This is a genomic window from Lysobacter hankyongensis (genome assembly GCF_039543145.1).
GTDB lineage: Bacteria > Pseudomonadota > Gammaproteobacteria > Xanthomonadales > Xanthomonadaceae > Lysobacter_I > Lysobacter_I hankyongensis.
Map to the genome: position 1 here is coordinate 193,018 of NZ_BAABJE010000015.1, position 18,782 is coordinate 211,799.

Genomic DNA, 18,782 nt, shown 5'->3' on the forward strand with positions numbered 1-18,782 from the left:
ACCAAGGAGACAGTGGCATGAACAGGTCGAAGAAAATCGCCGCGCTGGGTGCGCTGGCGGCGGGTCTGATCTATGCGGTCGTGGCGTACGCGTATCCGATGCCCGGCCCCGGGCAGGAGGTGTATGTCGTGTACTACAGCACTTCGGCGCGTACCACCGAAGTCGGCGTGCGCGCGATCTCCCACGATTCCGCATGCGATTCCTGGCACGTGAGCTGGGGCAGCACCACGCCGTACACGCGCGTCTTCACCACCAATTGCATCATGAACGGCGGCGAGGAATTCTGAGGCGTCGACCGCGCATGCCGGAAACGGTTCCGGCATGCGCGACGCATCCGGCGAGGTGCTCCGTCGGATGACGCGCCCGCTCAGGGACGTTCCGGGAAGCGGCTCGCATGCGCTGCCAGCAGTTCCTGCGCGATCGACGCGCCGGCGAGGGCGGTGATCTCGGCGTGATCGAACGGCGGCGACACCTCGACCACGTCCATGCCGACGATGTGGAGTCCGCCCAGTCCGCGGATCAGCTGCAGCGCGTGGTGGGTGGAGAAGCCGCCGACGACCGGCGTGCCTGTGCCCGGCGCGAACGCCGGATCGAGGAAATCGATGTCGAAACTGACGTAGCACCTGCGGTCGCCGACGCGCGCGCGGATTTCGGCGATGCAGGCGTCGACGCCGTGTGCGTGCAGCCAGCGCGCGTCGAGCACGCGGAAGCCGTGATCCTCGGGGTTCAGCGTGCGCATGCCGATCTGGATCGAATGCGCCGGATCGACCAGTCCCAGCTTCGCCGCATGCCAGAACATCGTGCCGTGGTCGATGCGCGCATCGCGGTCTTCCCAGGTGTCGCTGTGCGCGTCGAAATGGATCAGCGACAGCGGTCCGTGGATCGCGTGCAGCGCCTGCAGGATCGGATAGGTGATGAAGTGGTCGCCGCCGAGCGCGAGCGCGGTCACGCCGGCGTCCGCGAACGCGCGGAACGCGTCGCGCAGTGCATCGGGCACGCGTTCCGGGCGGCCGTGGTCGAACGCCACATCGCCCCAGTCGATCACGTGCAGGCGTTCGCAGGGATCGAATCCCCACGCGTACGGCGCGCACCACGCCAGCGAGGCCGACGCGGCGCGGATCGCGCGCGGCCCCAGCCGCGTGCCGGGGCGGTTGGTGGTGGCGAGATCGAAGGGCACGCCGACCACGGCGACATCGACGCCGTCGAGATCCTTCGTGTAGCGCCGGCGCAGGAAACTCAGCGCGCCGGAATAGGTGGGTTCGGCATGGGTGCCGTAGGGCGAGTGGCGGGTGAAGGCCTGATCGACCGCGTTCGGGTCGACCGCGGTGGCGGGGCGGGGCGATGCGTCGGGATGCGACATGGACACTCCGGTGCGATGTCGCGCGTCGTTCGCCGGGACGCGCGATACCGGGAAAACGTCAGCGCGGCGCGTCCGCGAGCCAGCGCTGGACGAGGCCGGGTACGATCTTGCCTGCTGCGCCGCGCAGCAGCGTGTAGCCCGCCGGTCGCCGCTCAACATCAAGCGCGCAAAGTACCTTTTCCGCATGCCAGCGCGCCTTCTTGACCAGCGAAGCCACGGGGAACACGGTCAACGACGTCCCGACGACGAGGAACTTCGACGCCGTCAGGATCTCCGCGCACGCTGCATCCATGCGCTCCACGGGTTCGCCGAACCAGACGATATCCGGTCGCAGTTGCGATCCGTCCTCGCACAGATCGCCGAGCATGATCGGGGCCGCGTCGATGCGTCGCCGCAGTCGCTTCGCCGAGGTGCCACGCGCCCATGCGAGCTCGCCGTGCAGGTGGATGACATTGGTCGATCCGGCCCGTTCGTGCAGATCGTCGATGTTCTGGGTCAGGATGACCACATCGAATCTCTGTTCGAGTGCGGCCAATGCGAGGTGTGCGGCGTTGGGTTCGGCGGCGGCTGCGACCGCTCGCCGTTCGTTGTAGAAATCGAGCACGAGTTGCGGGTTGCGGGCCCAGCCTTCCGGTGTCGCGACCTCGCGCAGATCGTGCTGGTGCCACAGACCACCGCTGTCCCGGAACGTGGGAATGCCGCTTTCTGCGCTGATGCCGGCGCCCGACAGGACTACGATTTTCTTGGTGTCGATGGCGGGTTTCATGCGAATCGTGTCGTATAGCAGTGTCGTAGGAGGGCCTTCAGGCCCGAGCTTTTGTATTGTTCGCGCATCGAAAGCAAGAGCTCGGGCCTGAAGGCCCTCCTACGAAAAGCATTTCATCCAGGAATCATTTCATCGTCGGCATCACGAATTCGGCCGCGTGCGTGTCCGGCCAGCGCGCGGTGATCGTCTTCAGCCGGGTGTAGAAGCGCACGCCGTCGGGGCCGTGGACGTGCAGCGGACCGAAGATCGAGCGCTTCCAGCCGCCGAAACTGTGGAAGGCCATCGGCACCGGGATCGGCACGTTCACGCCGACCATACCGGCCTGCACCCGATGGGCGAATTCGCGCGCGGCGCCGCCGTCGCGGGTGAAGATCGCGGTGCCGTTGCCGTATTCGTGGGCGTTGACCAGGCGCAGCGCGGCGTCGAAATCGGGCACGCGCACCACGCACAGCACCGGGCCGAAGATCTCTTCGCGATAGATGGTCATGTCCGGCGCGACATGGTCGAACAGGCAGCCGCCGAGAAAGAAGCCGCCGGCATGGCCATCGACCGAATGCCCGCGTCCGTCGACGACCAGGCTCGCGCCCTCGGACACGCCGGCATCGACGTAAGCGCGGACCTTGTCGCGATGCGCGCCGGTGACCAGAGGCCCCATTTCCGGGTCCAGACAGCCGGGGCCGATCTTCAGCGCCGCGACCTTGGGAGCGAGCTTCGCGACCAGCGCGTCGGCGGTGGCGTCGCCGACGCACACGGCCACGGAGATCGCCATGCAGCGTTCGCCGGCGGAGCCGTAGCCGGCGCCGAGCAGCGCGGACACCGCGCCATCGAGGTCGGCGTCGGGCAGCACGACCATGTGGTTCTTGGCGCCGCCTAGCGCCTGCACGCGCTTGCCGTTGGCGCTGCCGCGGGCATAGATGTATTCGGCGATCGGCGTGGAGCCGACGAAGCTGATCGCCTGCACCCGCGGCACGTCGAGTAGCGCGTCGACCGCGACCTTGTCGCCGTGGACCACGTTGAACACGCCATCGGGCAGGCCCGCCTGCTTCAGCAGATCGGCCATGAACAGCGACGCCGACGGATCCCGTTCGGACGGTTTGAGAATGAAGGTGTTGCCGCAGGCGATGGCGACCGGGAACATCCACAGCGGCACCATCGCCGGGAAATTGAAGGGCGTGATGCCGGCGACCACGCCCAGCGGCGCGTATTCGGTCCACGAATCGACGTCGCGGCCGACGTTCATCGAATGCTCGCCCTTGAGCAGATGCGGAATGCCGCAGGCGAATTCGACCACTTCCAGGCCGCGGGTGACTTCGCCCTTCGCGTCGGACAGCACCTTGCCGTGTTCGGAGGTGATGATCGCGGCGAGATCGCCGGCGTGGCGTTCCAGCAGCTCCTTGAACCGGAACATCACCCGCGCGCGGTTCAGCGGCGTGGTCGCGGCCCAGGCGGGGAAGGCGGCCTGCGCGGCGTCGACCGCGGTGCGCACGTCGTCGACGGATGCCAGCGGCACGCGCTTCGTGATCGCGCCGGTGGCGGGATCGAAGATGTCGGCGTGGCGGTTTGCGTCATCGATTGCGTGACCGTCGATATGATGCGAAACCGTCTTCATTTCACATTGCCTCGGTAGAGCGGGCTTAAGCCCGCTGCCCCATTTCCGGAAAACCAGCGGCCTGAAGGCCGCTCTACCGGTCTCTCATCCTCAGCCCAGCGCTTTCGCCGCCGGCACGTATTCGTAGCCGAGGTCGTCGGCGACCGCCTTGTAGGTGATCTTGCCGGCGTGCACGTTGAGGCCGTTGAGGAGGTGCTCGTCGTCGAGCATCGCCTTCTTCGCGCCCTTGTTCGCCAACTGCACGGCGAAGGGCAGGGTGGCGTTGGTCAGCGCGAAGGTGGAGGTGCGGGCGACGCCGCCGGGCATGTTCGCGACGCAGTAATGGATCACGCCGTCCACCTCGTAGGTGGGATTCTGGTGGGTGGTGGCCTTCGAGGTCTCGAAGCAGCCGCCCTGGTCGATCGCCACGTCCACCAGCACCGAGCCGGGACGCATCAACTTCAGCTGTTCGCGCGACACCAGCTTCGGCGCGGCGGCGCCGGGGATGAGCACCGCGCCGATCACCAGATCGGTGTCGGGCAGGCGTTCCTCGATCGCGTCGTGGGTCGAGTAGATCGTGGTCAGCTGATGGCCGTACAGCTCATCGAGATACTTCAGGCGGTCGAGCGACCGGTCGAGGATGGTGACGTGCGCGTTCATGCCCATCGCCATGCGCGCGGCGTTGATGCCGACCACGCCGCCGCCGATCACCATCACTTCCGCCGGCTTCACGCCGGGCACGCCGCCGAGCAGCACGCCCGAGCCGCCCTGCGCCTTCTCCAGCGCGTGCGCGCCGGCCTGGATCGACATGCGGCCGGCCACTTCGGACATCGGCGCCAGCAGCGGCAGGCCGCCCTTGCGGTCGGTGACGGTTTCGTAGGCGATCGCGGTGCAACCCGACTTCACCAGGCCCGCGGTCTGGTCCGGATCGGGCGCGAGGTGCAGATAGGTGTAGAGCAGCTGGCCTTCCCGGAGCATCGCGTACTCCACCGGCTGCGGTTCCTTCACCTTGATGATCATCTCGGCGCGGCGGAAGATCTCTTCCGCGGTGTCGACGATTTCGGCGCCGGCCTTCTGGTACATCTCGTTGGTCAGACCGATGGCCTTGCCGCCGTCGCGCTGCACCATCACCCGGTGGCCGTGCCCGACGAGTTCGCGCGCGCCGGCGGGGGTCAGGCCGATGCGGTACTCGTGGTTTTTGATTTCCTTGGGGACGCCGATCAGCATGGTCGTATACCGTGAGTAGGGTGGGCAGAGGCGCGCATTAGGCCGTTTCGGCGATCACATGCGCAAGCGTCCGGAAGATCCGGTCGATGTGCTCGCGATCCAGGATCAGCGGCGGCGACAGGGCGATCACGTCGCCGGTCACGCGGATCAGCAGGTCTTCGCGATGGAAGCAGCGGGTGAACACGTCGTAGGCGCGGGCGCCCGGCGCACCGGGACGCGACGCGAGTTCGATCGCGCCGATCAGGCCGAGGTTGCGGGTGTCGATGACGTTGGGCAGGCCCTGCAGCGCCTGCATCGCATCGGCCCAGTACGATTCCAGCTCGATCGCCCGTTCGAACAGGCCTTCCTCGGCGTAGGTATCCAGGGTCGCCAGGGCCGCGGCGCAGGCCAGCGGATGACCTGAATAGGTGTAGCCGTGGAACAGTTCGATCATGTTGTCCGGGCCGCGCATGAACGCGTCGTGGATGCCGTCGGAGACGAACACCGCGCCCATCGGCACGCAGCCGTTGGTGAGGCCCTTGGCGGTGGTGATCATGTCCGGCATCACCCCGAAGCGCTCCGCCGCGAAGGCCTTGCCGATGCGGCCGAAACCGGTGATGACTTCGTCGAAGATCAGCAGGATGCCGTGTTTGTCGCAGATTTCGCGCAGGCGCTGGAGATAGCCCACCGGCGGCAGCACGACGCCGGCCGAACCCGCCACCGGCTCCACGATGACCGCCGCGATCGTGCTGGCGTCGTGCAGCAGCACCAGGCGTTCCAGATCCTCGGCCAGTTCCGCGCCGTGCTGCGGCAGGCCGCGGCTGAAGGCGTTGCGCTCCAGATCGAGGGTATGGCGAAGATGATCCACGCCCGGCAGCAGGCTGCCGAAGAACTTGCGGTTGTTGGGCAGGCCGCCCACCGAAATGCCGCCGAAGCCGACGCCGTGATAGCCCTTCTCGCGGCCGATCAGGCGGGTGCGATGGCCTTCGCCGCGGGCGCGGTGGTAGGCGAGCGCGATCTTCAGCGCGGTGTCGACCGACTCCGAGCCGGAGTTGGTGAAGAAGACGTGATTGAGATGATCCGGGGCGATCGCCACCAGCCGTTCGGCGAGGGTGAAGGGCAGCGGGTGGCCCATCTGGAAGGTCGGCGCGAAGTCGAGTGTGGCGATCTGCTGCTGCACGGCATCGACGATGCGCGGGCGCGCGTGGCCGGCGTTGCAGCACCACAGCCCGCCGGTCGCGTCGAGGATCTCGCGGCCGTCCACCGAGCGATAGAACATCCCGGAGGCGCCGGTCAGCAGCCGCGGCTCGGCCTTGAACTGGCGGTTGGCCGAAAACGGCATCCAGAAGGCATCCATCGCCTCGGGCCGGCTCGTCGCCTGACGAGTGTAGTGGTCGCCGTAACCGGCCGTGGGCTTGCCGGAAGTGTCGTCGCGCATCGGGTGGCTCCAGGCCGGCGCACCGCCGGCAGGTCGAGAGTGAAGCGTGTGGAGGCCAAGCTTACCGTGTTGAAAAAACTTTACAACCGATGCTGGAATCGGCAAAAAATGCTGCGGAGCAGGATCGGTGTAAAGTATCCCGCATCAGCAAAGTCGACGGATTCTGAATGGATATCGGCGCACGCCTGCAGCTCGTCCGCAAAACCAAAGGCCTCAGCCAGCGCGAGCTGGCCAAGCGGGTCGGAGTCACCAACAGCACCATCTCGCTGATCGAACAGAACAAGGTCAGCCCCTCGGTCAGCTCGTTGAAAAAGGTGCTGGACGGGATTCCGATCTCGCTGGCCGACTTCTTCACCATGGACCTCGACGCCGGTCCGGCCGACAGCCCGTTCTACGACCTCGGCGAACAGCCCGACGTGGGCAACAACGACATCCACTATTTTCTCGTCGGCCAGCGCCGGCCGCAGCGCCAGATGTGCATTCTGCGCGAAGTCATGCCGGCCGGCAGCGACACCGGCGAAAGCATGCTCGCCCATGAAGGCGAGGAGGGCGGCGTGATCGTGCAGGGCCGGGTGGAAATCACCGTCGGCGATCGCGTCCGCGTGCTCGGCCCCGGTGAGGCCTATTACTTCGAGAGCCGCATCCCGCACCGCTTCCGCAACGTCGGCGACGAGGACGCGGTCCTCATCAGCGCCAATACGCCCGCCACGTTCTGATCGACACGTCCTGATCGACACGTTCTGATCAACCCCCGGAGTCACGCCGCATGAACGCCCCCCGTACCCGCGACACCTGGCAGGCCCTGGCCGATGGCCTGCGCATCCACACCCAGGCCTTCATCGACGGCCGTTTCGTCGATGCCGCCAGCGGCAGGACCTTCGACTGCATCAGCCCGATCGACGGCCGCGTGCTGGGTCGGGTGGCCGAGTGCGAGGCCGAGGACATCGAGCGCGCGGTCGCCGCCGCGCGGCGCAGTTTCGAGGCCGGGCGCTGGGCGGAGGCCAAGCCCGCGTACCGCAAGAAGGTCCTGATCCGGTTCGCGCAGCTCATCGAACAATACGGCGATGAGCTGGCGGTGCTGGAATCGCTGGACATGGGCAAGCCGGTGACCGATGCCCGCGCGGTGGACGTGGCCGCGACCATCCGCTGCATGGCCTGGACCGGCGAGGCGCTGGACAAGGTGTACGGCGAAGTCGCCGCCACCGGTCCGGACGAACTGGGTCTGGTCACGCGCGAACCGCTGGGCGTGGTCGGCGCGATCGTGCCGTGGAATTTCCCGATGCTGATGGCGGTCTGGAAGCTCGCCCCGGCGCTGGCCACCGGCAATTCGGTGGTGCTGAAGCCATCCGAGAAATCGCCGCTGACCGCGATCCGGCTCGCCGAGATCGCGATGGAAGCGGGCATTCCCGCCGGCGTGTTCAACGTCGTGCCGGGTTTCGGCAAGGGTGCCGGCGAGCCGCTGGCGCTGCACATGGATGTCGACGGCCTGGTGTTCACCGGTTCGACCGCCGTCGGCAAGCATCTGCTGCAGTGCGCCGGGCGCTCGAACATGAAACGCGCCTACATGGAATGCGGCGGCAAGAGCCCGAACATCGTGTTCGCCGATGCGCCCGATCTGGAACAGGCGGCCAAGGCCGCGGCCGGCGGCATCTTCTACAACCAGGGCGAAGTCTGCACCGCCGCTTCGCGATTGCTGGTCGAACGCTCGATCAAGGATGCGTTCGTCGCCGCGGTGGTCGAAGCGGGCAGGGCGATGCAGCCGCGGCATCCGCTCGATCCCGGCGCGCCGATGGGCGCGATGGTCGACGAAGGCCAGACCGCGCGGGTGCTGGATTACATCGCCAAGGGCCAGGCCGACGGCGGCCGGCTGCTGCTCGGCGGCAAGCGTGCCGACATCGTGCCGGGCGGCTGCTACATCGAACCGACGATCTTCGACGGCGTCGAGCACGGCCACACCATCGCCCGCGAGGAGATCTTCGGGCCGGTGCTGTCGGTGATCGCCTTCGACGACGAAGCCGACGCCCTGCGGATGGCCAACGACACCGAGTACGGACTGGCCGCGGGCGTCTGGACCCGCGACATCGGTCGCGCCCACCGCGTCGCGCGCAAGCTGCGCGCCGGCAGCGTCTGGGTCAACTACTGGGACGGCGGCGACATGACCGCACCGTTCGGCGGCTACAAACAGTCCGGCAACGGTCGCGACAAGTCGCTGCACGCGTTCGAGAAATACACCGAAGTGAAGGCGACCTGGATCAATCTGGCGACCTGAGCACGAGACGAGGAGCACTGCGATGACACGGATCCTGGGCATTTCCGGCAGCCTGCGCGCGGCGTCGTTCAACACCGCGCTGCTGCGCGCGGCCCGCCGCGCTGCGCCCGAAGGCGTCGAGATCGAGATCGCGACCCTGCACGGGATTCCGCTGTACGACGGCGATCTCGAAGCGGCGACCGGCATTCCCGAAGCGGTCGATGCGCTCAAGGCGCGGATCCGCGCCAGCGACGCGCTGCTGCTGGCGACGCCGGAATACAACAACGGCATGCCCGGCGTCCTGAAGAACGCCATCGACTGGCTGTCGCGGCCCGCGGGCGAACTCCGCCAACTCTTCGGCGGGCGTCCGCTGGCGCTGATGGGCGCATCCCCGAGCGGCTTCGGCACGCTGCTCGCACAGGCCGCCTGGCTGCCGGTGCTGAAGTCGCTGGGCGTGCAGGTCTGGCCCGGGAAATCGCTGATGCTGTCGCGCGCGCACCAGAGCATCGGCGCGGACGGCGAGATCGTCGACGAGGCTGCGCTGAAAACCATCGCCGACTTCGTCGCGGGCTACGCCGCGAGTCTCGAGGGTCGATGAGGCATCGTGGAAGTCGGCGATCGATCACGCACCCGCAGGCGGGCGTTGTCCAGATCGCCGATGACGGATCTGGCCCGCGAATCCCGGGATCAGGCCGTGCTGGCGAGCGAAACCGCTTCCATCGCCCGATCCAGCGCATCGAGCATCCGCAGGTTTTCGCCGCGATCGCCGACAGTGATGCGCACGCAGTGCGGCAGCCCGTAACCGCGCATCGGTCGGACCACGACGCCTTCGGCCAGCATGCGACTCTCGATCGGCGTCGCGGGCGTCTCGAAATCGACGAGCAGGAAGTTGGTCTGCGACGGTCCGCTGCGCAGGTCGCGCGCACGCAGTTGATCGGCGAGCCATTCGCGTTCCGCGCGGTTGTCCTCGCGCACGCGTGCGATGTGCGCGTCGTCGCCGATGGCGGCCGCGCAGGCGAGCAGGCCCGGAATGTTGACGTTGAAGGACTCGCGGGGCCGTTCGAGCACTTGGAGGAGATCCGGGTGCGCGCAGGCGTAGCCCACGCGCAGCCCGGCGAGTCCGTGCGCCTTCGAGAACGTGCGGGTCACGATCAGGTTCGCGTGGCGCTCCAGCAGCGACACCGCCGAGACCAGCGACGGATCGGTCGAATATTCGATGTAGGCCTCGTCGACGACCACCAGCACATGATCGGGCAGGCCGAAGAGGAAACGGTCGAGCGCGCCGGTGGAGAACCAGGTCCCCGTGGGATTGTTCGGATTCGCCAGGTAGACCAGGCGCGTCTGCGGGCCGACGGCGGCGCGCAGTGCGTCCAGATCATGGCCGCGCGGCATCGATGAGGACATCGGCAGCGCGGGCACCGCGACATAGCGCGCGCCCGCGCACTGCGCGGCGAGCGCGTAGACCAGGAATCCGTACTGCGACGCCACGACGTCGAGACCGGGGCCCGCGAAGGTCTGGCCGATCAGCATCAGCAGCTCGTGCGAACCGTTGCCGAGCAGCAGGCGCTCGCGCGGGATCCCGATCGATGCGGCGATCGCGCGCTTGAGATCGCCTCCGAGCGGATCGGGATAGCGGTGGATGCCGGCGAACGCGCGCTCCAGCGCCTGTCGTGCGAGCGGGCTGGGGCCGTGGGCATTCTCGTTCGAGCCGAGTTCCACGATGCGGTCTTCGCCGAAGCGACGGCGCAGTTCCGCGATGTCGTGTCCGGGGTCGTAGGCGGCGAGGCCCTGGATCCCGGGCTGGGCAAGAGCGAGATAGCGGTTGTCCATGAAAGTGTCCGTCACGTGGTCGTTGTCGTGAGTGTCGTCTGGGGCGGGCCTGCGTTTTCGGCAGGCGCGGGCGATGGGGAGGAATACGACGCGACGGCGTCGGCGTGGCGCGTGCGCATGGCGACGGTCGGCAGCCCGGTCGGCGCGGCGTTCGCCGGATGCCCGTCCGACGCCGGCGAGGGCGCGAGCACGTCGGGCGACAGGTCGCACATGCGGGCGCAGCCGACCTGCGCGAGCGTGCAGTCGATTTCGCGCTTCAACATCGCGAGCACGTCGCGCACGCCGGTTTCCCCCGCTGCCGCAAGCCCGTACAGCGTCGCGCGGCCGAGCAGCACGGCGCTCGCGCCCAGCGCGATCGCCTTGACGATGTCGGTGCCGCGGCGGAAGCCGCTGTCGACGAGCAGGGGCAGGGTGGTGGCGTTTCTCGCGGCGGGCAGCGCCTCGATCGGCGACATCGCGCCGTCCAGCTGGCGCGCGCCGTGGTTGGAGAGGATGACGCCGTCGATGCCGAGCGACTCGCAGCGCAGCGCATCGTCCGGATGGAGGATGCCCTTGACGAGCAGGCGATGCGGCCATGCGGCCCGCAGGCGGGTCAGCGATTCCCAGGAGAAGCCGGCGTCCATCCGGCGTTCGGTGAGCGCGGTGCGGACCGCGTCGCCGCTGGCGTCGAGCGCCTCGAAATTCGCCAATGCCGGCATGCCGTGGCGCAGGTAGCGCATCGTCCAGCGCGGATGGCGCAGGCCGTCGATCGCCATCGGCAGGGTGTAGCGCAGCGGCAGACGGAAGCCGTTGCGGACATCGCGTTCGCGCAGGCCGTTCACCGGCACGTCGACCGTGACCATCAGCGTCCGGCAGCCGGCCGCGCGCGCGCGCCGCATCAGCTGTTCGCTGATCTCGTCGTGCAGGGCGTAGAGCTGGAACCACCATTCTCCGTCCGTGGCGCGCGCGAGGGTTTCGATGTCGGTGTTCGCCACGGTCGAAAGCACGAACGGGATCCCATGCGCGGCGGCGGCGCGGGCCAGCGCGAGGTCGCCTTCCGGCCAGAACAGCGCGTTGAAGCCGGTGGGTCCGATCGCCAGCGGCGCCGGCAGCGTGCGATCGAACAGGCGCACGCCGCTGTCGCGGACAGCGACATCCCGCAATCGCCGCGGACGCAGGCGCACCGCGTCGAGCGCGTCGCGGTTGTGCTGCAGGCCCCGCTCGTCGCCCGCGCCGCCTTCGAGGTAATCGAACACGCTGCGCGGCAACGCCCGCCGGGCCAGCTGGCGGTACGCCTCGACGTTGAGCGGGGGCTGGCGCGCCATCGCGGAACTCAGGCCGGTTCCGCCAGCGTTTCGCGCGCGTGCGCCTGCGGCGCCATGCGACGCGCGAGGTAACGCGCCAGCGCGTCGACGCCCGCCGCGATGCGTTCCGGACCGACTGCGCTGAACGCCAGTCGGATCCGGCGGTCCTGCGAGGCGTCGAGCGCGAAGAACGCCATCGGCATGACGATGACGCCTTCCTCGTTGACGCATTCGTCGACCGCGGCGGCGTCGAACGCGAACGGCAGATCCACGGTCAGGAAGAAGCCGCCTTCGGGCCGGTTCCACGAGATCCGCGGGTCGCTGCCGAAGCGCATGTCCAGCCGATCGAGCAGGGCGTCGCGGTTGTTGCGGTACACGCTGCGCGCGGGCTCGATCCATCCACGGAGGCTGCCGTCGTGCAGCAGCAGATGTCCGCCCACGATGGCCTGCGCGATCTGGCCGGTGTTCACGGTCAGATAGCTCTTGCGCTGGACCAGATCGTCGAACAGCGCGGTCGCTGCCTGGCGATCGCCGAACAGCGTCTCCGGCACCACCGCGGAACCGACCCGCACGGCGGGACAGAGGGTCTTCGAGTACGTCGACAGGTAGATCACCGAGCCCGCCCGATCGAGCGCCGCCATCGGTTCGACCGCGTCGCCGTCGTAGCGGAACATGCCGTAGGGATTGTCTTCGAGCACGACGATCCGGTGACGTTCGCAGGCCTCGAGGATGGCCAGGCGCTGCGCGCGGTCGAGCACGCGGCCTGTCGGGTTGTCGAAATCCGGAATCAGGTAGAGCGTGGCGGCGCGGCGCCCCTCGCGGCGGAGCCCGGCCACGGCCTCATCGATGGCGGCGGGGAGCCCGTCGCCATCGGCGGTGAGCCCATGCACCGCGATCCCGAGCGCTGCGGCCGCACCGGTCGCGCCGATGTAGGTCGGATTGCACACCAGCGCCACGTCCTGCGACGTGAGGCAGAGCGCCGACAGGCACAGGCTCATCGCTTCCTGGCAGCCGGCGGTGACGACGACGCGCTCCGGCACGGCCGGCACGCCCTCGTCGATCCGCAACTGCTGCGCCATCAGCGCATGGATCGCGCCGGCGGTGCGGCCGTACTGCAGCAGCGTCGCCATCGACAGGCCGGAGGCGTCGAGGTAGCGGTCGATGCGTGCCGCGAGGTCGGCGGTCCCGAGGCGCTCGAACAGCACATCGGTCGGCCGGCCGGCGGCCAGCGAAATCGCCTGGGGATAGCGCCCGGCGACTTCATTGAGGAAGTTCATGACTTCGGCGGCGGAAGTGGATGCCATGGTCTGCGTTCCCGGTGTGGTGCGGTCAGTACTTGCCCGATTGTTCGAGCTGGTCGAACAGCGATTGCACGTTCGAATCGAGGAAGCCGTCCTCGCCATCGCGGCGGATGATCTCGAAGCTCATGCCGGAATTCATGCAGCGGCTGGAAAACGCCTGTTCCAGACCTGGCCCGCTGATCACCGTGGTGTCGAACCCCATGCCGCGGCTCTTCAGCCCGTCGACTGCCGCCTGGACATCCTCCACCTCGAGCGCGATGTGCGCGACGCCGGGACCGAAGTTGCGCACCAGTTGCGCGACCTGGGACTCGGGTTCGGTCCCCTGGCAGAGCACGAAGCGCATGCCGTTGCCTTCCATTTCCGCCGACACCATTCCGCTGAGCTTGCCGCTGATGTGGCGGCGTTTCTTGAGTTCGAAGCCGAGGATATCCCGGAAGAGCGTGATCGCCTCTTCCAGATCGACGACCGCAAGTGCGATGTGGTCGATCCGGCGGAACGGCAGTGCACCCTGTCCGGCTGTGGTATCCGTGGTGTCGCCGGTTTGACCGTCTGCGGTCGGCTCGGGGGCTAGCGTGGTCATACGTCTCTCTCCATGATGTGGGGCGGGCCGCGAAGCGACCCGCGTTCGGCGATCGGCATGTCGCGCATGCCGGTCGCGCGTTTCAGCCCTGGAGCGTGCGGCAGCCGCGCAGGCGTTCCGCGCGCAGGCCCAGCTCGTCGCAATGCCGCAACAGCTTGTCGGATTCGACGATCTGCTTGCTCTTCGGGGTGTATTCGAGACCGGTCACGTAACGCATCCAGGGTTCCTGGCCCATGGCGTAGACGTAGACCTCGCGGCATCCGACTTCCTCGACGATCGCCATCGCGCGGTGGGCGTCGGATCCCGAGAGCTTCCGGGAGTTGTCGTCGCGGCGATTGATCGGGTTGCTGAGGTAGGTGCCGTAGAGCCAGGTCAGCGGCGCGCCGTCGCACTCCATGCCGATGAACAGGGTATCGACCTTGCCGAGCAGGCCGACGATGCGGCGATAGAGGTTGCGGTCCTTGCAGTCGGAGTCGGCCAGGAACAGGAAGCTCCGGTCCTTGAGGCGCAGATGCATGCCGTGCTTGCTGGCGATGCTCAGGTCCGCGTGCTCGCCGTAGAACGGCAGCGCGGTGAGCGCGCCGTCCGGCAACGGGATGGTCTCCATCCAGTCCATCGCCTCGACGTTGTCGAAGCCGAGGATGCGCAGCGCGAGGGCGATCGACGGATCCGCGACGCTGTTGACGTTGTTGCGCGGCACGAGGATCTTGCCGATGCGCCTGCGCAGCTGCAGCAGCAGCTCGGGGCTGAAATGATCCTGGTGGTTGTGGGTCAGGAAGACGTAGTCGATGCGGTCCGGCAGATCGTTGAAGCAGAGGTGGTTCTCGTCTTCGTAGTCGTCGTCCCAGGTGAGGAAGGGGTCGATCATCACCGAGACGTCGCGGGTCTGCAGGAGCACGCAGGCATGGCCGAAGTAACGCACGCGGACGCCGTCGCCGTCGTATTCCGGCGCGTTGCGCACCGGCGCGCGGTCGGTGAAGTAGCCGCGGAAGCGCTCGCGGTCGGCGTCGGCGATGCCGAAGGCGGCGACCAGTTCCTCGAAATCGACCGGGGCGATGCGCGCACGGCCGAGCAGGTCGATGCGCGGATCCGACAGCGGGATCTTCACGATCATCCGCTTCTCGTTGTCGACGCGCGGCGTGTTGAGGAAGAAGTTGCGGTCTTCGTCGCGCGTGTGCGTGAAGGCGATTTCCTGCGTCTCGACCGTGTCCAGCGCGCCGTGGCGGGCGAGTTCCTCGATCAGTCGGAGGGTGTGGCGGTTGTTGGTGTCGTAGGAGAGCTCGACCAGCCCCTGCAGGCTCGGCGCGAGTTCGTCGTAGACGCGATCCAGGCTGTGGCCGGTTTCCGCGGCGAGCTTGCGGTCGAGCTGGACCACGTCTTCCGCGAAGCGGATCAGGTGCCCATGCTGTTCGAGGGTGTCTTCCATCAGCTTCTGCACGGCCGGCATGTCGGACTTGCCCAGTTCCATGAAGGCGCTTCCCAGCATCTTCGGATTCTTCGCCGCGGCTTCGTGGACCGAGGCGTTGGAAATGAAGGAACGGAAGCTCGGCATGTGCCGGAAGGCGACATTGAACGCATGCTGCACCGGCGAGACCAGGTGACTCCATGCGTACCAGCGCCCGTTCAGCGGCTCGATCTTCGTGTGTTCCTTCAGATAAACCATGTCCGTCATAAATCCTCTTTCTACGTGCGAGTGCGATGTGTGGAGATGCGTGGATCGGAGTGGATGGCGCGGGCGGCCCGGCTCAGGGGTCCGGCGGCTGCCGTGGCGGCAACGCGGCGAACATCGCGGCGCATGCCTGCCGCAGCGCGTCCCCGGCGCCGCCCTGGTGGCGTTCGATGCCGTCGAGCAGTTCGACGAAAACGTCGCGCCGGTCTTCCGCGACGGCGGCGTCGAGACGTGCGAGCGACCCGGCGAGCAGCGCGCGCATGCGCTGCGCGTCGGCATTGGTCGACTGGATGTCCCAGTACGTGTCGCGGCTCTGGCCGACGATGCGGGCCGACAGGGCCGTGAGGGCCCGGAACGGCGGCGGCGCGATGCGCAGGAGGTCCTCGATCGATTCGCCGCTGGCCTGCAGCGCGGCGCCGAACGCGAGGATCGACGCATGCACGAGCGATTGCATCGCCGATGCCATGCGGTCGTGCGCCGCGGCATCGAGCGCGACCAGATGCGCGCCCTCCGCCGCCAGCATCGCGAGAAACGCATCGCCGACGGGCGTCGGCCTGCGTCGCACGAGCGCGATGGGCTGCCCCCGCATGCCGACCGAAGGCGCGAACATCGGATTGATGCCGACCGTTTCGCGTGCGCCCATCGCATCGGCGAGCAGCGATTCGAAGGGCTGCTTGACCGATGCGGTTTCCACCAGCAGCGTGTCGGCGCGCAGCCGCGACGCCACGACGGGCAGGGCCCGCAGCAACGGCGCTTCCGGCAGCGCGAGCACGACCGCGTCCACGGATTCCAGCGCCGCGAGCAGCGCGCCCGCGGGCGCGCAGGCATCGCCGGCCGCCACACCCTCGCGCGCCACCAGGTCGAAGCGTTCGACGCGAACGCCGTTGCGCTCGAGGACCTCGGCGATCATCCCGCCGACGGCGCCGCTGCCGACGATCGCGGCCGACGCGATCTCTTTCGCAGAGATCCCGGCCGAGGGCGTCGCGCCGCTGGCGGACGTCGGGTTCATGCTTGGGTGGCCTCTTTCTGCTCGGCTTCCATGAGGTCGTGTTCCATCCGGCATGCTTCATCGATGATCAGCTGCCAGACCTGGCGGGCGAATTCCGGCGACATGCCGCGGGCCGCGCCCGCGGCGGCCGCGCGGTCGGTGACTTCCTGGACCCGCGACGGCTGCATCACCGGGCGGTCGTAACGCCGCTTCAGTTCGCCGACCGCCAGGCAGCAGCGGAAGCGCGTCTCCAGCAACTGCATCAACTGCTGGTCGATGCTGTCGATGCGCTGGCGGGCTTCGGCGATCTGTTGTTCGAAACTCATGATCTCTTCCTCGTGGAATGGCGTCGTGGCCGTCGACCGGCTGCGATCCGCGGTCAGACCGCGACCGCCAGTTGCGGTGTCGGGGCGGGTTCCGCCGCCGGCGAGACGATGTCGCTGGGGGCCACGTGGCTGGCCAGGCTCTCCAGGATGCGGACCTGGGCGCGCGCCTTGAGCATGATTTCGTCGAGCTCTTCCTGGGCGTCGGACAGGGCGACGATGGCGCCACCCGCACCGATCGTGGCGCGACCGTCCTTGATCACGATCGTGCGGATGACGATGTTCAGGCGGGCGCTGCCGTCGAGCGAGATATAACCGATGCTGCCCGAATACACGCCGCGCGGGCCCGCTTCCAGTTCGTCGATGATGCGCATGGTGCGGACCTTCGGCGCCCCGGTCATGGATCCGCCCGGGAAGGAATCGCGCACGCAGTCGATCACGTCGCGATCCGATTTGAGCTTGCCGCGGATCGTGCTGACGAGCTGGTGCACGGTCGAGAACGATTCGATGTGGAAGATGTTCGGCACGTGGACGCTGCCGACTTCGCAGCAGCGGTTCAGATCGTTGCGCAACAGGTCGACGATCATCAGGTTTTCCGAGCGGTCCTTGACGCTGCTGGCGAGGCGCGCGGCGATCGCGCGGTCTTCCTGCGGATCGGCATGGCGCGGCGCGGTGCCCTTGATCGGTTTGGATTCGACCATCCCCTTGCGGTCGACGTCGAGGTACAGCTCCGGCGAAGCGCACAGCACCGACGTGTCGTCGAAGCGCAGGAACGCGCCGAACGGCACCGCGTTGATGCGGCGGAGGTTCTGGTAGACCTGCAGCGCGTCCGCGTCGATGTCCGCGGAGACCTCGTTGGTCAGGCAGACTTCATAGGTCTCGCCCTGGCGGATCAGATCCTTGGAACGTTGGATCAGTTCCAGGTAGCGTTCCGGCGCGTGACGCCATCGCAGGTTGCTCAGGCTTCGCACGGGCGTCTTCGACAGTTCGTGCGCGTGCGGCAGATCGCTCGTGAGCACGCCGCGCACGTGTTCCACCCAGCGCCGGTTCTCTTCGCCGAGGCCTTCCACGTCGTCGAGGCAGAGCAGCCAGTAATCGCCGGTCTCGTGGTCGTGGACGATGGTGCGATCGGCGAAGATCCAGCAGGCGTCGTGGGTGCCGACGGGGTGCGCGTATTCGCCCTGCAGTTCGCCCTTCAGCTCGTAGCCGAAATAACCGACGTAGCCGCCGTTGAAATCGAACGGGCACTGCTCGGACGCGGGTTTCGAACGCAGTCCGAGTTCGATCTGCAGGTAACTGAAGATGTCCTGGGTGCGTTCGAACACGCCCTCGCGGGTGGTGATGCGGAGCGCGCGGCTCTGCGAGCGGTATTCCAGCACCTCGGCGTTCGGCCCGGAGGCGTCGCCGAAATACGAGAAGCGCGCATTGGTCTGGTTGGGACGGCTGCTGTCCAGCCAGAAGGCATGCGCGCGGTCTGCGAACAGCGCCTGGAAGGCATCCTGCGGCGCGACGGTGCCGTCGCAACGCAGCGTGTGCAGCGCCATCGCGCTCCAGTCCCGCTGGATGCCCGCGGCTTCGTTGCCGCGCGCACGGTGCGCGGCTTTCACGAACGCTGCGCCCATGTCGTAGAAGTTGCGGATCATGCGGTGGCCGTATTCGGTGCAGATCGATTCCGGATGGAACTGCACGCCCCAGATCGGCCGCGAGACGTGCCGCAGCCCCATCAGGGTTCCGTCGTCGCACCAGGCGGTGGCTTCCAGTTCGGGCGGCAGGTCGGTGACCGCGAGCGAGTGGTAGCGCGTGGCTTCGAACGGGCTCGGGATGCCCGCGAAGAGGTCGCGGTCCTCGTGCACGATCTTGCCGAGCCGCCCGTGGATCGGCTCGTTGGCCAGCCCGACCTTCGCGCCGTAGTAGTGGGCGATCGCCTGGTGGCCCAGGCAGACGCCGAGCACCGGCACCGTGGCGTGTTCGAGCACGTCCGCGGAGACGCCGAGATCGCCCTTGCACTGCGGACGTCCGGGACCCGGCGAGATCACGATCCAGTCGAAGCCGCGATCGCGCAACTCGTCCCAGGTCGCTTCGTCGTTGCGCACGATCACCGGCTCCATGCCGGTCACTTCGGCGATCAATGCCGCAAGGTTGTAAGTGAAGGAATCGTAGTTGTCGATCAGCAGCGTTCTGCTCATGTGGTTCCTCTCCATG

17 protein-coding genes and 1 pseudogene are annotated in these 18,782 nt (G+C 67.7%); 4 read left to right on the top strand and 14 right to left on the bottom strand.

Going from position 1 to position 18,782, the window contains the following annotated elements:
• Positions 1-17 precede the first annotated feature (17 nt).
• Positions 18-287: a hypothetical protein gene (locus ABD974_RS15110; RefSeq protein WP_345304162.1), complete on the top strand. Its 270-nt coding sequence runs from the start codon at positions 18-20 to the stop codon at positions 285-287.
• 80 nt (positions 288-367) lie between these two features.
• On the opposite strand, the gene speB is transcribed toward ABD974_RS15110, so the two are convergent.
• The 5 genes from speB to aptA form a co-directional block, all read right to left on the bottom strand.
• Entirely contained in the window at positions 368-1,360 is a 993-nt protein-coding gene (gene speB, locus ABD974_RS15115) for an agmatinase (protein ID WP_345304163.1), read from the bottom strand.
• Positions 1,361-1,418: 58 nt separating this feature from the next.
• Positions 1,419-2,126 carry an SIR2 family NAD-dependent protein deacylase gene (locus tag ABD974_RS15120; RefSeq protein ID WP_345304164.1) on the bottom strand — a complete coding sequence of 236 codons (708 nt, stop codon included), beginning with the start codon at positions 2,124-2,126 and terminating at the stop codon, positions 1,419-1,421.
• 124 nt (positions 2,127-2,250) lie between these two features.
• Positions 2,251-3,735 (bottom strand): CoA-acylating methylmalonate-semialdehyde dehydrogenase, encoded by a 1,485-nt coding sequence (locus tag ABD974_RS15125; protein WP_345304165.1) that lies wholly within the window; start codon positions 3,733-3,735, stop codon positions 2,251-2,253.
• Between the two features lie 90 nt (positions 3,736-3,825).
• Positions 3,826-4,941, bottom strand: coding sequence for an alanine dehydrogenase (gene ald / locus ABD974_RS15130; RefSeq protein WP_345304166.1), 1,116 nt, complete (start codon positions 4,939-4,941; stop codon positions 3,826-3,828).
• Between the two features lie 37 nt (positions 4,942-4,978).
• On the bottom strand, positions 4,979-6,277 hold the full coding sequence (gene aptA / locus ABD974_RS15135) for an omega-aminotransferase AptA (RefSeq protein ID WP_345304185.1): 1,299 nt from the start codon (positions 6,275-6,277) through the stop codon (positions 4,979-4,981).
• 248 nt (positions 6,278-6,525) lie between these two features.
• On the opposite strand from aptA, the gene ABD974_RS15140 reads away from it, so the two are divergent.
• The 3 genes from ABD974_RS15140 to ABD974_RS15150 are packed head-to-tail and all read left to right on the top strand — an operon-like array spanning position 6,526 to position 9,204.
• Positions 6,526-7,074 (top strand): cupin domain-containing protein, encoded by a 549-nt coding sequence (locus tag ABD974_RS15140; RefSeq protein WP_345304167.1) that lies wholly within the window; start codon positions 6,526-6,528, stop codon positions 7,072-7,074.
• Positions 7,075-7,124: 50 nt separating this feature from the next.
• The gene (locus ABD974_RS15145; protein ID WP_345304168.1) at positions 7,125-8,627 is read left to right on the top strand and encodes an aldehyde dehydrogenase; all 1,503 of its coding nucleotides are present in this window, start codon (positions 7,125-7,127) and stop codon (positions 8,625-8,627) included.
• Positions 8,628-8,649: 22 nt separating this feature from the next.
• Positions 8,650-9,204, top strand: coding sequence for an NADPH-dependent FMN reductase (locus ABD974_RS15150; protein WP_345304169.1), 555 nt, complete (start codon positions 8,650-8,652; stop codon positions 9,202-9,204).
• 89 nt (positions 9,205-9,293) lie between these two features.
• On the opposite strand, the gene hisC is transcribed toward ABD974_RS15150, so the two are convergent.
• The 9 genes and pseudogenes from hisC to ABD974_RS15195 all read right to left on the bottom strand — a co-directional run.
• Positions 9,294-10,451, bottom strand: a complete 1,158-nt coding sequence (gene hisC / locus ABD974_RS15155) for a histidinol-phosphate transaminase (protein ID WP_345304170.1) — start codon at positions 10,449-10,451, stop codon at positions 9,294-9,296.
• Positions 10,448-11,740: an alpha-hydroxy-acid oxidizing protein gene (locus ABD974_RS15160; RefSeq protein ID WP_345304171.1), complete on the bottom strand. Its 1,293-nt coding sequence runs from the start codon at positions 11,738-11,740 to the stop codon at positions 10,448-10,450. The genes hisC and ABD974_RS15160 overlap by 4 nt, the downstream gene beginning before the upstream one ends.
• An 8-nt stretch (positions 11,741-11,748) precedes the next feature.
• Positions 11,749-13,023, bottom strand: a complete 1,275-nt coding sequence (locus ABD974_RS15165; protein WP_345304172.1) for an aminotransferase-like domain-containing protein — start codon at positions 13,021-13,023, stop codon at positions 11,749-11,751.
• Positions 13,024-13,048: 25 nt separating this feature from the next.
• Positions 13,049-13,600, bottom strand: a complete 552-nt coding sequence (locus ABD974_RS15170) for a VOC family protein (RefSeq protein WP_345304173.1) — start codon at positions 13,598-13,600, stop codon at positions 13,049-13,051.
• Positions 13,601-13,682: 82 nt separating this feature from the next.
• Complete coding sequence (locus ABD974_RS15175) at positions 13,683-15,263, bottom strand: MBL fold metallo-hydrolase (protein ID WP_345304174.1); 1,581 nt, start codon at positions 15,261-15,263, stop codon at positions 13,683-13,685.
• A gap of 82 nt (positions 15,264-15,345) precedes the next feature.
• Positions 15,346-16,278, bottom strand: coding sequence for a prephenate dehydrogenase dimerization domain-containing protein (locus ABD974_RS15180; protein WP_345304175.1), 933 nt, complete (start codon positions 16,276-16,278; stop codon positions 15,346-15,348).
• Complete coding sequence (locus ABD974_RS15185; protein WP_345304176.1) at positions 16,275-16,583, bottom strand: chorismate mutase; 309 nt, start codon at positions 16,581-16,583, stop codon at positions 16,275-16,277. The genes ABD974_RS15180 and ABD974_RS15185 overlap by 4 nt, the downstream gene beginning before the upstream one ends.
• A gap of 53 nt (positions 16,584-16,636) precedes the next feature.
• A complete protein-coding gene (pabB, locus tag ABD974_RS15190; protein ID WP_345304186.1) occupies positions 16,637-18,223 on the bottom strand; it encodes an aminodeoxychorismate synthase component I in 1,587 nt (528 codons plus the stop codon).
• Positions 18,209-18,766: pseudogene (locus ABD974_RS15195) on the bottom strand (anthranilate synthase component II); the annotation flags it as partial. The gene pabB and the pseudogene ABD974_RS15195, both read right to left, overlap by 15 nt.
• Positions 18,767-18,782 lie beyond the last annotated feature (16 nt).

What these genes read in the sequence shown, in the direction of transcription:
- ABD974_RS15145 (WP_345304168.1), top strand. Translation starts at nt 7,125, where the DNA reads ATGAACGCCCCCCGTACCCGCGACACCTGGCAGGCCCTGGCCGATGGC.
- pabB (WP_345304186.1), bottom strand. Translation starts at nt 18,223, where the DNA reads ATGATCCGCAACTTCTACGACATGGGCGCAGCGTTCGTGAAAGCCGCG.
- speB (WP_345304163.1), bottom strand. Translation starts at nt 1,360, where the DNA reads ATGTCGCATCCCGACGCATCGCCCCGCCCCGCCACCGCGGTCGACCCG.
- ABD974_RS15160 (WP_345304171.1), bottom strand. Translation starts at nt 11,740, where the DNA reads ATGGCGCGCCAGCCCCCGCTCAACGTCGAGGCGTACCGCCAGCTGGCC.
- ABD974_RS15120 (WP_345304164.1), bottom strand. Translation starts at nt 2,126, where the DNA reads ATGAAACCCGCCATCGACACCAAGAAAATCGTAGTCCTGTCGGGCGCC.
- ABD974_RS15170 (WP_345304173.1), bottom strand. Translation starts at nt 13,600, where the DNA reads ATGACCACGCTAGCCCCCGAGCCGACCGCAGACGGTCAAACCGGCGAC.
- ABD974_RS15140 (WP_345304167.1), top strand. Translation starts at nt 6,526, where the DNA reads ATGGATATCGGCGCACGCCTGCAGCTCGTCCGCAAAACCAAAGGCCTC.
- ABD974_RS15165 (WP_345304172.1), bottom strand. Translation starts at nt 13,023, where the DNA reads ATGGCATCCACTTCCGCCGCCGAAGTCATGAACTTCCTCAATGAAGTC.
- aptA (WP_345304185.1), bottom strand. Translation starts at nt 6,277, where the DNA reads ATGGATGCCTTCTGGATGCCGTTTTCGGCCAACCGCCAGTTCAAGGCC.
- ABD974_RS15185 (WP_345304176.1), bottom strand. Translation starts at nt 16,583, where the DNA reads ATGAGTTTCGAACAACAGATCGCCGAAGCCCGCCAGCGCATCGACAGC.
- ald (WP_345304166.1), bottom strand. Translation starts at nt 4,941, where the DNA reads ATGCTGATCGGCGTCCCCAAGGAAATCAAAAACCACGAGTACCGCATC.
- ABD974_RS15150 (WP_345304169.1), top strand. Translation starts at nt 8,650, where the DNA reads ATGACACGGATCCTGGGCATTTCCGGCAGCCTGCGCGCGGCGTCGTTC.
- ABD974_RS15180 (WP_345304175.1), bottom strand. Translation starts at nt 16,278, where the DNA reads ATGAACCCGACGTCCGCCAGCGGCGCGACGCCCTCGGCCGGGATCTCT.
- ABD974_RS15175 (WP_345304174.1), bottom strand. Translation starts at nt 15,263, where the DNA reads ATGGTTTATCTGAAGGAACACACGAAGATCGAGCCGCTGAACGGGCGC.
- ABD974_RS15110 (WP_345304162.1), top strand. Translation starts at nt 18, where the DNA reads ATGAACAGGTCGAAGAAAATCGCCGCGCTGGGTGCGCTGGCGGCGGGT.
- ABD974_RS15125 (WP_345304165.1), bottom strand. Translation starts at nt 3,735, where the DNA reads ATGAAGACGGTTTCGCATCATATCGACGGTCACGCAATCGATGACGCA.